Below are 12,671 nucleotides of genomic sequence, written 5' to 3'. Positions count from 1 at the left end.
CGCCGTATCCACCACCGCGATCTCGCGACACAATGTTGATCGCTGGGTGCTTCGATAGCCACGCCCGAACGGTCGCAGTTTCCCTGTCGGGCAGCAGGGTAACGATCCCCCGGCGCTCCAAATCGCACACGATCGTCCCGTATCGATGATTTCTCCGGAACGCCCAGTCATCGATGCCCACAACAAGCAATGGATCTGTCGGCATCGCCGTCCGCCGGCGGACCACCCGCAGCAAGGTATCGTTGCTGACGGGCAGCATGAGCCGCTTGGCGAAGCTTGCCGCCGGCCGGCCGCCGAGCGCCAACCCCAAGTGATGGACGATGTATTCCAACCGTGCCGTCCGGCGCCGTCGAAGCGGGACGATGTCTTCTCCAAACCGCTCCGCGAAGATCCGCCGGCGGCAATGCAGCACCTCACATGTGAAGCGCCGCGTGAGCAATCGGAGGCGCACCCTTCTGCCCGCTGACGGCAAATCAGCCACGTGCCGGATGTATCGGCTATGGATTCGGCGCGACGCTGTCGCGCACAAAGGGCATTGGGCCTCCGCAGCCTCTGACCGAACAGCCAGAATAACCGAATCCATTGAGTCACTTACACCATCAAACACCAAACCACTCGGTGCTAGCGATGAGATTTGAAAGCCCGTCCGCATGGCGCTGATTCTCCGTTTGAGAACCACAGTCGCCCGGCAAACTTCATCGGAAATGAGTCAGACCCAAAATTGGACGCCGATACGGGGTCAACTTTGAACGCCGATTGACAGCCGAAGCAGCCCGTGAAAGGGCCAAGTCGCTGTAATGTGCTTGTGAACTCGGAAGGAAGGCGTCGCGAGGCCCGCGGCGACTTTTCTGAATTACTCCGCCTACAACATCAGCGCATCAGCTGGTTAAGGCAAGCCGCTGTCTGTGACGCTGCTTGGCTCCGGAGTGCGCCGTCCGTCCAGTCTCTCTACGGAGGGCAATTCGAGCAATGGCCGGCCGCTCTGTGCCGGTGCGCTTCATTGCAGCCGCCGGGTGGCGCCTTAACTTCCACCGCTTAAGCCGGAAACCTGGGGGATGCCAGTTTGTCAGGCGACCCGCGCATCGGAGTGAACTTCGTATCACTCCGCTGAGCGCGTTTGCAGTTTGGGCAGACGATAAGGTGGGCGATTATCGACTTTCGCGTACGAGCTCCGAGCGAATCCATCGAGTCCTCCTGCAGGAATAGCCAGAGCGGCTTGAGCGCTGAGAGACGCGATGATTGAGATCGAGCTGTGGGAGGCACATCTACTAAGTGATCAGCACCTATGGCTTTACAAAAAATGCATCGTTGTGGACGCGCCAGGTCTGGTCAGAGAGCCACTTGTAGTCTTGATCAGGCATCACAGGGACAGTTTTCATGACTTCTTTTGCAATAGGAAGAAAGAAGCTCGATCGATCCTGCGTCACCTTGAGAGATCGGATCGGGACAACAATACTGTCCTTGCCGGTGGTGAAAAACCCTCCGGACGCGACAATCGCGTAGTCCGTTCCATCTTTGGTGCCGAACACGATGTTTCGCACCTCGCCAACGATTTTGTCGTCGGAGCTACGAACTTCGGCCCCAATCATCTCGTCGGTCCTCAAGCCGGGCGTAAGTTGATCGATTTTCATCAACGGCTTGGCGCCTTTCTTGTCCCTGCTCCCTGACGATGCCCCGCGCCTGGCTTTGGGTTCGCTATCAGCCATTTGCTTGTCGGCCGCCTCTTCATCATTGTCCCCAAGGGATCCCATAGGCGGTCCGGCGATAAGTTCACGAATGTTGGCGAGGAGACGCTCACAGTCTTCGTGACGTCCATAGGACCGAAGCGTGAAAGCGGCATCTCTCAAACTTCGGAGGTCGCGCACGGACTGACTGTTGGCCGGGCCTCGAAGCCGGGGATTTTGCTGAATCGCCTCCTCAAGCCCTGCGTCCGCAATCTGGCAATCAGCCAGCGCCTGGTTGACACCGGCGGCAACCATTAGCGCAGCCATGAAAAGTGTTCCTAGGGTCTTCATTGCAACCTACCTTTCGGCCGTTCGAATTGTTCATCACACCGTGCTTGTTAGCTCATGGATAGCGTCGATAATTTGGATGGGCATGTAAGGCTTGGGGATAAATCTTGCTTCCGCAGGAAGATCACCGGCTCATATTTTGAAATGCCCTGAAGTTGCGGGGCATATCGATGTCGGTGAATATAAGGCGGACATTGGAGTGGTTTTCGAGCAGCAGAATAGCCTCGTCCGCGTTGGCTGCCTCCAGAATATCGAAGCCGGCGGCTTGGAGCATGTCGACCGCATCCATGCGAATGAATGCTTCGTCTTCGACAAAGGACTTGGATGGTTGCACGGACCATGGGCATACGAGGGGAACTCTCAAGAATCGACGCCGACACCCGGGAGCGAGGTTTCAGCTCGCATCACGCGGACGTGCAGGATGGTCGAGAGCAAATCTGATCGTGAACAGCGCTCCCCTTGGTATGTTTTTTGAGATCGTGAACTCGCCCATAACTGTTTGACGAGGCCGCTGATAACTCGGAATCCGAGGCTCTTCCGAGGCTGATTGATGTCAAATCGCTCGGGTAGCCCTGCGCCCTCATCGGAGATTTCGACGCGCAGATGGCTGTCGATTTCGCGGGCGTCTACCATGATGACACCCGGCCCATCGACGTAGGCGTATTTAACCGCTTTTGTGACGAGCTCGTTGACCAGCAAGCCCAAAGGAATGGCCTTGTCGGCGGGTATAATTATGGGATCCGATCGCGACTGAAGCCTGTGTTCCGGCGTCGAACTCTGAAGGTTTTGGCAAAGATGACTGACAAAGTCCGGGAGATCGACAAATCCAATCTTGCTGCCTCGCCAGAGATGATCATGAACTTCCGCGATTGGACGCGACGGGGCAGGCCCACGACTGATGTGAGGCTGTTTTTGACCCGATGGCTCATCTCTCGCGTCAGCAAGGCCTCGTGATCGAGGGCTTCCTGAAGCTTGGCATCGGCGTGTTGGCGTTCGATGGCGATTCCGAGCAGACCTGCAAAGCCTGCGAGAAAATCTGCATCTGCGTCGTCGAATTGTCCGGGATAGTGACTCAGCTTCGAGGACACCGAACGGCGCGTCGCCCTCGCCGCCGCGCCTGATAAGCACGTTGATCGCGCCCTTGATGCCATGTTCGGCGAGAAGATTCGGGGTTCGGAAGCGAGTCTCATCCTCCAAGTGGTTGGAAATCACCGATTGCCCCGTCTGATAGGCAAAGCCGGCGGGCGATTCGATATCGGCGCCGAGCGTTACATGATCGACCGTGCCCGCCGGCCAACCGATGCCGGCACGTACTATCAAACGCTGTTCATCGGGAAGATATTCGAGAACCTTGGCGTAAGAGCATCCCAGACCGCGAGCACTGAGTTCGACCGCGTGCTGAAGAATCTGCCCGAAGTCTCGGGTTTGAGGTGTAGCCGCACCGAAATCCCTGAGGAGAGCCTGTTGGCGGCGACGGTATGGAAGCTCATCCTGTCGATCCTTGAAAGCATCGACGGCCGTAGACGAAACCAGCCCCGGTTCGGAAGTCATTTAGTTGCCAGTTCTGGGTAGCGTTCCAACGGCCGGAGGAGGACATCGACAACGCTGTCGGCAGCTCATGGTTCCTATGCAACGTCTGCCTTCTCCTCAGTTTCATTTGCGGCGACAACAAACAGGAACGGCGCTTCGTTCGTGCGGCTTGCTTATCCGAGCAGCGGCCTGTCCGGCGCGGCTCCGCTACATGCCTACGATGGCTTGCGTTCGGATCGGTTGGCGCCGCCGATAAGCCGTAGTGCTATGAATACATAACGAGGTGGGGCCGAGCTCGATTGGAACAAGAATGAACGCCGAGCAGCTGGCTGAAAAATTTCGACAGAAAATATCCGCAGCGGTCGCCGAAAAAGAGAGGCAGGCGATTATCGCCGCAGAAAACAAGGACAAGAGAACCGCTGACATCGAGCACTGCAAGCAGGCGATGGAGCGGGAAGTCATACCTTTTCTGGAGGAGCTGAAGCATCATTTGGGGGAAGAGCAATTCTCCTTTGCTCCGCAGATTGAACGCAACGATCACCGTCCGGTCGGGGTTTCTTTCACCGTGGGTAATGGTGCTCCGACCAGCATCTCAACCGCATTCGGCAATATCGTTGTGACTCGCATCGGCGACAGCGGAACCAAAAAGGGTATTCCTTTTGTTTTTGCCCCTGATGTCGAGCCCTACATTTCCAACTCCGGTGATCTGACGCGAGCTAAGATCGCCAAGCTGGTGGAGATGGTGATTGAGGAGTAATGGAGAGCCAACACGGACTGACTCTTGAGGAGAGTCCCGCGGACAGAGATTAACGCAGTCACTGGGACACCTGAGCACCATGGTACGTTCTTTTAGGTGTGCTTCCGATATGCGATCCCCTACCGTCTCCCGTGACGTTCGCCGAACGGCCCAAGGGCAAGTTCCAATGAGCAGCCGCCGCCGCAACATCAAAGGTTGAAGACATGTCCGATTCCGACGCTCACGACGATCAAGAACGGCGCATCCAAGAGCGGGCCTACCAGCTTTGGGCACTCGAGGGCCGCCAAGAGGGGCGAGCGGAAGAATACTGGCATCGGGCTATCGAGCAACTGGACGCCGACACACATGCTGCCTATCCGCCCGTTGCTTCCAGGGGACACAGGACTTGATCTCCTAGAAACAACTTCGCGGCCATTCAAGAGCAAAGACGGTCCTCTGAACCGTCTCGCCTTTTGGCGGGAAGTCTCGTGTTCGGTGTTATGCGCGATGATGATCGCCGCGTCATCGACGGGTCGTAGAAGCGGCTCAGCCTAACGCATTCCGCGCATTTGAAGATGCGAACTCTTTTGACCTGCCGGCTTCGTCCCGCGGGAGGGCTTGGGTGATGGCTTCGGCTCCTGCGGTTCATTGTCGTTAGACAAGGCACGCCCAAAATCTATGGGCACTAAGGTCGGCAACAGATCAGTACCTGCCTCTACCTGGGAACAAGTACGCGACATCATTTAGCAGCGCGGCATCAAGGGCGGCCATTGAGCAGCCCCTTGCTCAAGGCATCACCGCCAAGGACGGGTGAAGTTCACTTCCTTAGGATAGGTTTCTGCGCGTCCCAATTGTTTTTGCCGCGGCCACTTCAATTGTAGCTGACACGGTCATGATCGGGCCCCTTTAGTTCTTACGAGATAGACAGCTTCTCAGTTAGCTCCGAACGGCTGTGGTCTCACATCCCCTCGGCCAGCTATCTCTCATCGCAGCGTCACGCGCAGCCGCGAAGTCCGAAAGGTCTTCGCCCTGCTCGTCGAGGATGGCCGGCCGAGTCCTGACAGTCGAAGTAGAAGCGCATGTGGGCCAACACTGTCCTGGGTCCGGGCGTTCCTATCTGACCAAGCGCCGTCCCAGGCGATTGTACTTTCTCAAAATGAGCCGTTCGCTACAAACGCGCATCCGTTCACTCCCTCAGGGGGAGCGCGATGCGTTGGAGTCCGCTTTGAGTCAACATGCGAAGAACTCAACCTGAGCAAATCGGGTCCGCCATGCCTCAGTGAGCGGACCTCGTGGGGCGCCGCTGCCTCTTCGCTGATGGGCCAGTTCCGGGCACCTCCCGATTTCACTCAATCAGTTCGTCGGCCTCTATGAGAATGGATGGTGGTACCGTGAGGGTGAGTGCTTTCGCAGTTCGCATGTTGATGACCAGCTCGAACTTCGTCGGCCGCAGGACTGGAAGATCGACCGGTTTCGCTCCGCGGAGGATCTTGCCCGCATACACTCCGACCTGGCGGTAAGCGTCGGCGAGGCTGGCACCATAACTCATTAGCCCGCCATCCGCTGGAAACTCTCGAATGTGGAAGATGCCGGGCAATTTGCGAGTAGACGACAGAGCAATGATCTTGCTCCGCCGAGAGTCGAAGAATGGATCGTTCTGCACCATCAGCGCCGAAACGCCAGCTTTAGTCAACGCGACGAAATCGGCCTCGATCTCAATATCGGTTGTTGCGCTCTGCACGATTACCTCGCGGTCGAGCGACTGAGCTGCGCTGACTACCGACCGCCGGAACTCGTCGAACGCTTCCATTCCGAAGGCCGGGTTGAGCAAAAGCCCCACAACGCGAGCCGAGGGGACCAATGTGCAGAGAAGCCCCAGCCGTTTGGCGCCCAGATCGCCCGTGAAGAAGTTTACACCAGTGGCCGTGCCTGGCCGATTCATACTTGCGACCAGACCGGCGCGCACTGGATCCTGGCCGACGACGAAGACAAGCGGCACAGCGACGGCCTCCGCCTTGGCTGCGAGTGCGGCCGGATCGCCGGTAGCAACAATGACCGAAAGCGGTCGGCTCCGCAGATCGGCGACAAGGGGTCCCAATTGACTGCAATCGCCCTTCGCCCAGCGATACTCGATGGCGACGTTACGGCCTTCGACATAGGCCATTTCTTCGAGCCCGCGGCGGAAGGCATCCATGTGAATCGTAGCTTCTTCGGGCGAGCGCGTACTAAGAAAGCCGATCAGCGGCTGCGCAGGTAGTCGCTGGGCGCTCGCAGCAACCGGCAACGTTGCCGAAACAGCCGTAATTCCTCTAATGAAATCTCGCCGCCGCATTTGTCGCTCCAAAAATACGCTGCGATAGGAACAGCGATGCACAATTGTCAGGACTCGCTTCAAAGGTGAATTTGCGCTGAAGTTCTCAGGCTGTCCATCTTGCGTCCCCGTCAATCGCATCGATCGACCCTGAGTTCGTGATTTCCGAGCTACCGCCGGGAGCGGACATGTGGCTGCACTTCCACAACTGACGCAACGGGCCACAAGCGGAATCGCAGCAACCGCGATGGTCTATCAGAAGAAATTAAAAGATGAGATCTGAGGAGCGAGCCAAGTCAGCTGCGATCACTCCGGCAATCAACGGATACTTTGACGGTCGACGTCCTGGTGCTTCACGGCCAAGCAAAATTACCGAAAGCAACGACGCCGAAAATGTGGGTGACCGTCCGGGTGGAGCACGAAGTTCATGTCACCGCCAAGGTGTTGCAGGCATAAGCCGGCTGCCTACTAGCCGATATAACCCTGTGCTTTTCACTACGTTACGAATTGAGGTCCCAAAAAAAGACTCTGTCGTTTGTCACTGCCGAATACCAACTGCCAAAGTACAAGTCAGCATCGTGTATCTGCCCATTTACCCAGATGTCCGTATGGCCGATGGTACTGGTGTCTGTTGGTTCAAATATGATCACCCCGTTTCGGCTCCCCAGTTTAGATGTGTTCGGAAACATCTGTCCGGAGCCATACCTATTATTGAGGTACTGCCGAAGATCGAGCGTCGAAAAAATATACTCCCAACCGTCGTCGTCCATAAGAAACCGAACTTTTTTGACGAGCACGCCACCTTTTCCGTAGTCGCCATCGCAATTGATATAGTGACCATCGACGTGGTTGAATGCCCAACTGATTTTCGAACCGCAGGTATTCTTGTGCCCTGGTTCGTCGTGAAATTTCTTTATGGACCCGTTGATCATTGTTTTGAAATCGTCGGTCATACTTGGATGGTTAGCCAGCAAGGCGTTGTAGCCTATGTTGATAAAGCCCATGATTAACCCTTGCCGTTGAACCCTCAGCGTCGCGGTATCCGATGAGAGAGGTATGCGTGCGCACACTGTGGTTTGGCTATCTTGCCTTAGCCATTGAGCGGGTCAACAGCTTTTGCCGAAGTAGGGTGTTCGTTTCGCGCCGACTAACCGGCCGCTGTCGCGTTCGCAAGCATCTGGAACGCCGGGAAGCAGATATGGCCTGACTTCGCTTGTGGGTCATTCGCGTCGACTGCTCGGGTCTTCCCAATGTCCGGTCTGGCCTCAACTGCCGACCTACAGGGCGCGATAGCGATCTTCGCCGTCGGGCCAGAAGTGGTCATCGATCACCCCGTCCGCACAGCGCAGGAAGGTTATTCGGGCAGCCCCGCTTTCCGAAGGCCCTCGATCAACAGCTTTGAGCTTTTGGGGACCCGGGCGATATGCGCCGATATTGTAAAGACGGGATCGATCTCAAGCACACGCGCCGCCGCGGCGTGCGCCTCAGCGTCGCGTCCGAGGTGGGCGAAGGCAGACGCGAGTCCACGGCAAGCCGGCACAAAGGAAGGATTCTGACGAAGCGCTTTCTTCAAGACAATGATCGCCTCGTCAAACCGGCCAAGGCCTATAAGAGCATGCCCAATGCCCAGAAACGTCATGTGTAGCAGCGGGTCTACCGGGCTCATGCGAATTGCACGTTCAAAGCTTTGGATAGCCTCTTCGGGCAGTCCCGCGATTGTATAGACCCAGCCTCTATTGTTCCAAGTGCGCCAGGAATTCGGGTTGAGCGCGACCGCCCGGTCAGCCATTTCGATTTCGGCTTCACTATCGCCGACCAGGCCCGCTGAGATTACGGCAACCCTTGACAACGTGTCGGGGTCATCATCATCGAGGCTCAATGCCAAACGTGCAAGCCGAATTGCTTCCTTGGCGTCGAACTCGGGATCCTTGGCATAGCCTAAAGCGAAGTTGCTCGCGTGACAGTCACCTGCCAGAGCCGCTGCAGAGCTAAACCTCGGGTCTAGCTCCAAAGCGCGATGAGCCAGCTTAATCGCCTCGGCCAAACTTTCACGGGTCGTCAGGTAATACTGTTGCATGGCTCGGAGAAAAAAATCATAGGCAGTGAGGTTCTCTGGTCGCCGCCGCACAGCCGTTGCAATCTCTGTTTGAAGCATCTTTGGCTGAACGGCCGAGACAACGGCGAGCGCAACGTCGTCTTGGAGAGCGAAAATGTCCGTCAGATCACGCTCGAATCTGTCCGCCCATAGATGCGCGCCTGTCACCGCATCAATTAATTGCCCTGTGATGCGGACCTTCCCCGATGCCTTGCGCACAGCCCCCTCAAGCACATAGCGCACGCCGAGCCTGCGTCGGACTTCCTCGATATCGACAGCTTTGCCTTTGAAGGTGAAACTTGAGTGACGTGCAATAACGAACAGAGACTTAAAGCGAGAAAGCGCAGTGATGATCTCTTCCACCATGCCGTCGGCGAAATATTCCTGCTCGGGATCGCCGCTCAGGTTCTCAAACGGCAGCACAGCGATAGACGGTTTGTCGGGGAGCGCAAGGTCGGCTTTCTGAAGTTCTAACTGATTATCGGCAACTGCTGCGCCTGCCGGTTCCTGCACTTCCCGGACTGCTCCGACGAAACGGAAGCCCTTGCGCGGTAGTGTTTTTATGAAGCGCTGCTCCTCGCCGGAATCGCCGATTGCAGTCCGGGCGGCATTCAGGCGGGTTGCCAGCGCCGCGTCGGATATGCTGCGCCCATTCCAAATGACTTTGATGATGTCGTCCTTGCTGACAACTCGCTCCCTGTTGCGGATCAGGTAATTAAGCAGATCGAACACCTGTGGTGCGACAGGGACGAGCTCCCCCTCGCGATGCAGCTCGCGCCGATCGGTGTGGAAGACGTACTCCTCAAACAGATAGCGCAACTTCCATCCCCGTTGCCAGTCTCGGAGCGACGCTGCGCCCCTGCGCCAGTCGGAATGAAGAGAATAAGCCGCCGATAAGGAAAATGTAAGCCGCTCGTAAAGCGCACCGGACCGCGCTTCGGCAGTCTAGCCGAGAAAACGTAGCGGAGGCGACGATGAGTGCGACCTACGACTCCAAGAGAATGCGACGGGCTGGTGCATTTGCACAACGGAGTGCCGGCCTACTTGTCTGCTCTGCGCTTGTCGTCGCCTGCGCCAACGCTGCTGAAGCCCAATGCTCGGCGCAGGATGTCCTGCGCAATCACCTGGCGCTCAAGGGGGCTCCACCAGCCCGCGACACTCGGACTTCATTCAGCTCCGCCGCGGAGGTTCCTTTCTGGAAGAGGATTACTGTCGGGACCTTTAGGGATTTGGCCGCTCTTCGCGACGCGATGAGTGCACTGGGCTGCAGTGTTGGGAGCTCGGCTGACGAGCTTATCGGAAGACCGGCCTTTACCCTCAGCGGGAAGAAAGCCGAGGTCGAGCTTGTTGCCGTGTCGCCAGCCGAACTTGGCTTTGAGGGCAAAACGGCAGCGCTGCGGGACGTCTATGCGCGCGCGCAATTGCTGGGCCTTCTGCTTGCGCCCGCCGAAATCGCGCCGCAGCTAAGACTTCAGTATCTGGACCAGCCGATCGGCGAATTCCTTATCCTGGCGATGGAGCCGATCAGGACATGGGCTGGTGAACCGGTCATCCTAACAGTGGCGAATGGTGGAGCGGGCCTCATTCTGATCGGGCAGGACGGCGAAGACGGTTTGGACCTGCCGGTGAGGTCGCGTTTTGTATTCGTTCGCCCTGGTACACCCAGCCTTCCACAGGCAGCGGCATTTGCTCCATAGCCAGAGGTAAAAGCGATTTTGTCGCTTCCGTTCTCCGCATATCGCAGAGCGAGACAGCAGATCGGCGCATAGCGCGCTTGCAGCACGGTAGAGAGCAAGAAATGTCCGCTAGAATACAAGCAGCGCTGATGGTTGGCCTGATTGCGGTCGCCACACCGGTGCTCGCCCGCGATGACGGACGCTACGCCAATTCGCCGCTGAAGCCATGGTTCGAGAGCTTGCACAGCGAGTTTGGGCAGTGCTGTACGAATGCCGATGGATACATCGTCTTCGACGCCGATTGGGAATCCGACCGTGGCCATTACCGCGTCCGCATCGAAGGTGAGTGGGTCGTGGTTCCTGAGGGCGCCGTCCTAAAGCAACCGAACCGCGCCGGTCCGACTATGGTATGGAAGCACTACATCGATGGCCATCCGCGCGTTCGCTGCTTTCTGCCCGGCAGCATGATCTGAGAACGTACGTCGGAATTCCATGCAGGGAGTCCGGGTCGCGGCGTTCTGAATGACCGTGCTTGAGCCAGTGAAGTCGTGGCTTTGCAATTCAGAGGAATTGCAATGAGATCAGAACTTCCAGAACAGCCGCATGCAATTAGGGGGGGAGACCCATGATGCGGCAAGCTATCGTTATTTTTTCGAGAGGTTTCGGCTGGTAAAATCTAGCGAGCTTGGGAACGAGCGTCGAGAGGCGCAGAGCCGGCCTCGCTTCTATCAGGCGTGCACCGATCACTCGGGCTTCCTCGACCCTGCCAGACATTGCGTGGCAAGCCGCTAGACTAAACTGTGCGTTGAGATAGTTGGGCCGGTGCAGCACAGCCAACTTGGCCCATGATGAACCGTCTTCGTATCGATCTGTCAAAAAATGAGCAAACGCTATTCCGGTCTGCATCAGAAAAAGAAACGGATCCATAGGGCTTAAACGCACGCCGGCATGGAACTGTTTGAGCCCCTCCTCAACATTGCCGCGCCGTATGTGTTCCCAGCCGATACTATATCGTGCAACAGCCAAATTTGAATTGAGCTCATGCGCCTGGAAAACAAGGGTCGTGCCCTCGTCGAGCTCATACAGTACGCCGGCAATAGCCTGCCCGACCCTCACAAGGACAGTTGGATCTTCCTTATCGAGCTCAATTGCGCGCCTCGCCAGCCGTCGGGTCTCATCGCGTTCCTGATCCGCATCGACGGTCCAGCCGAAGATCTTTCGTTGCAGGCAGCAATAAGCGCCCAGCGCGTATGCTGCGGCCAATCCGGGATCGATCTCGACGGCAAGCCGGGTCAGTCTGAGGGCTTCAATGTTTTGTTCGCGAGTGAATTGATAGAAGCTTGAGAGTGCACGAAGATAGTAATCGTAGGCCTGAAGATTTTCGGTTGGCTTGCGTTTTGCGCGCTCTATCTCGGCCCGCTCCAATTGAGGAACGAGTGCGCCAATCACGCTACCCGTCACTTGGTCCTGCAGATCGAAGATATCACTGAGTTGGCTGTCGAAGCGGTCCGCCCAGAGGTGGGCGCCCGTCGTGGCCTCGATCAACTGTCCGGAAATGCGAACCCGGTCGCCGGATCTGCGCACGCTGCCTTCGAGCACGTACCGAACGCCTAGCTCGCGCCCGACCTGCCTAATATCGATAGGCTTGCTCTTATAGCTAAAAGTAGATTGTCGCGCGATGACGAACAGCGATTTGGACCGTGAAAGGCCGGTGATGATGTCCTCGACCATACCATCGGCGAAATACTCCTGCTCTGGATCCGAGCTCAGGTTGGTGAATGGGAGAACGGCGAGCGACGGCTTGTCGGGAAGTGTGAGGGCAGGTTTGGCGGTCTCCCTTTGGAATTCGTTTACTGCCACCGGGGGGGCTCTGTCGGCTTCCTGCACCGTACCAATAAAGCGATAGCCCTTCCTCGGCAACGTCTTGATCAGACGCTGGCGCTCTCCGGAATCGCCAATCGCGGATCGAGCTGCATTTAGCCGGGTCGTCAGCGCGGCATCGGACACGAACCGTCCCTTCCAAATGGCGGTGATGAGCTCGTCCTTGCCAACTACGCGCTCGCGGTTGCGAATGAGATAGTCGAGCAGGTCAAAGGTCTGTGGCGCCAGGGCAACGACGTTTGTGTCGCGGTATAGCTCGCGGCGGCCGGAATCTAGTTCAAGATCTTCGAAGAGATAGCGCAAGATGCGAAATCCCTCTAGGCGGTCGCCGGTTAAAGGCGGCAACAATTCGGAAGTAAAGAATAAGCTGTCCATAAGGAAAATGTAAGCAGCACGTCAAGCGTGTTGGGCCAAATCTTGGCAGCTTATC

11 protein-coding genes and 1 pseudogene are annotated in these 12,671 nt (G+C 57.1%); 4 read left to right on the top strand and 8 right to left on the bottom strand.

Features of this window, described 5'->3' with window-relative positions; translation table 11 throughout:
• The 4 genes and pseudogenes from AC0L23_RS36570 to AC0L23_RS36555 all read right to left on the bottom strand — a co-directional run.
• Positions 1-652 (bottom strand): ISL3 family transposase (locus AC0L23_RS36570; RefSeq protein ID WP_473358148.1); only part of this gene is annotated, 652 nt, incomplete at its 3' end.
• Positions 653-1,283: 631 nt separating this feature from the next.
• Positions 1,284-1,991 (bottom strand): PRC-barrel domain-containing protein, encoded by a 708-nt coding sequence (locus AC0L23_RS36565; protein WP_377791812.1) that lies wholly within the window; start codon positions 1,989-1,991, stop codon positions 1,284-1,286.
• A gap of 145 nt (positions 1,992-2,136) precedes the next feature.
• Positions 2,137-2,301, bottom strand: a complete 165-nt coding sequence (locus AC0L23_RS36560; RefSeq protein ID WP_473358147.1) for a hypothetical protein — start codon at positions 2,299-2,301, stop codon at positions 2,137-2,139.
• Positions 2,302-2,406: 105 nt separating this feature from the next.
• Positions 2,407-3,563, bottom strand: a pseudogene (locus AC0L23_RS36555) (sensor histidine kinase).
• A gap of 289 nt (positions 3,564-3,852) precedes the next feature.
• On the opposite strand from AC0L23_RS36555, the gene AC0L23_RS36550 reads away from it, so the two are divergent.
• Together AC0L23_RS36550 and AC0L23_RS36545 are read left to right on the top strand one after the other, a co-directional pair.
• Complete coding sequence (locus tag AC0L23_RS36550; RefSeq protein WP_377791810.1) at positions 3,853-4,299, top strand: hypothetical protein; 447 nt, start codon at positions 3,853-3,855, stop codon at positions 4,297-4,299.
• 203 nt (positions 4,300-4,502) lie between these two features.
• Positions 4,503-4,688, top strand: a complete 186-nt coding sequence (locus AC0L23_RS36545) for a DUF2934 domain-containing protein (protein ID WP_377791809.1) — start codon at positions 4,503-4,505, stop codon at positions 4,686-4,688.
• Between the two features lie 935 nt (positions 4,689-5,623).
• Here the strand turns inward: AC0L23_RS36545 and AC0L23_RS36540 are convergent.
• From AC0L23_RS36540 to AC0L23_RS36530, 3 genes are all read right to left on the bottom strand, one after another.
• On the bottom strand, positions 5,624-6,610 hold the full coding sequence (locus AC0L23_RS36540; RefSeq protein WP_473358146.1) for an ABC transporter substrate-binding protein: 987 nt from the start codon (positions 6,608-6,610) through the stop codon (positions 5,624-5,626).
• A gap of 479 nt (positions 6,611-7,089) precedes the next feature.
• Positions 7,090-7,593: a T6SS effector amidase Tae4 family protein gene (locus AC0L23_RS36535; protein ID WP_085394002.1), complete on the bottom strand. Its 504-nt coding sequence runs from the start codon at positions 7,591-7,593 to the stop codon at positions 7,090-7,092.
• A gap of 350 nt (positions 7,594-7,943) precedes the next feature.
• Positions 7,944-9,503, bottom strand: a complete 1,560-nt coding sequence (locus tag AC0L23_RS36530; RefSeq protein ID WP_446482351.1) for a winged helix-turn-helix domain-containing tetratricopeptide repeat protein — start codon at positions 9,501-9,503, stop codon at positions 7,944-7,946.
• Between the two features lie 155 nt (positions 9,504-9,658).
• On the opposite strand from AC0L23_RS36530, the gene AC0L23_RS36525 reads away from it, so the two are divergent.
• Positions 9,659-10,381 (top strand): hypothetical protein, encoded by a 723-nt coding sequence (locus AC0L23_RS36525; RefSeq protein WP_377791805.1) that lies wholly within the window; start codon positions 9,659-9,661, stop codon positions 10,379-10,381.
• A 101-nt stretch (positions 10,382-10,482) separates the two neighbouring features.
• On the top strand, positions 10,483-10,833 hold the full coding sequence (locus AC0L23_RS36520) for a hypothetical protein (protein ID WP_377791804.1): 351 nt from the start codon (positions 10,483-10,485) through the stop codon (positions 10,831-10,833).
• A gap of 136 nt (positions 10,834-10,969) precedes the next feature.
• Here the strand turns inward: AC0L23_RS36520 and AC0L23_RS36515 are convergent, their stop codons facing one another.
• Positions 10,970-12,544: a winged helix-turn-helix domain-containing tetratricopeptide repeat protein gene (locus AC0L23_RS36515; RefSeq protein ID WP_377791803.1), complete on the bottom strand. Its 1,575-nt coding sequence runs from the start codon at positions 12,542-12,544 to the stop codon at positions 10,970-10,972.
• Positions 12,545-12,671 lie beyond the last annotated feature (127 nt).

Source organism: Bradyrhizobium sp. MI1.4, assembly GCF_055811315.1.
The sequence above is the reverse complement of the archived record's forward strand: the minus strand, read 5'-3'. Positions and strand labels throughout refer to the sequence as shown.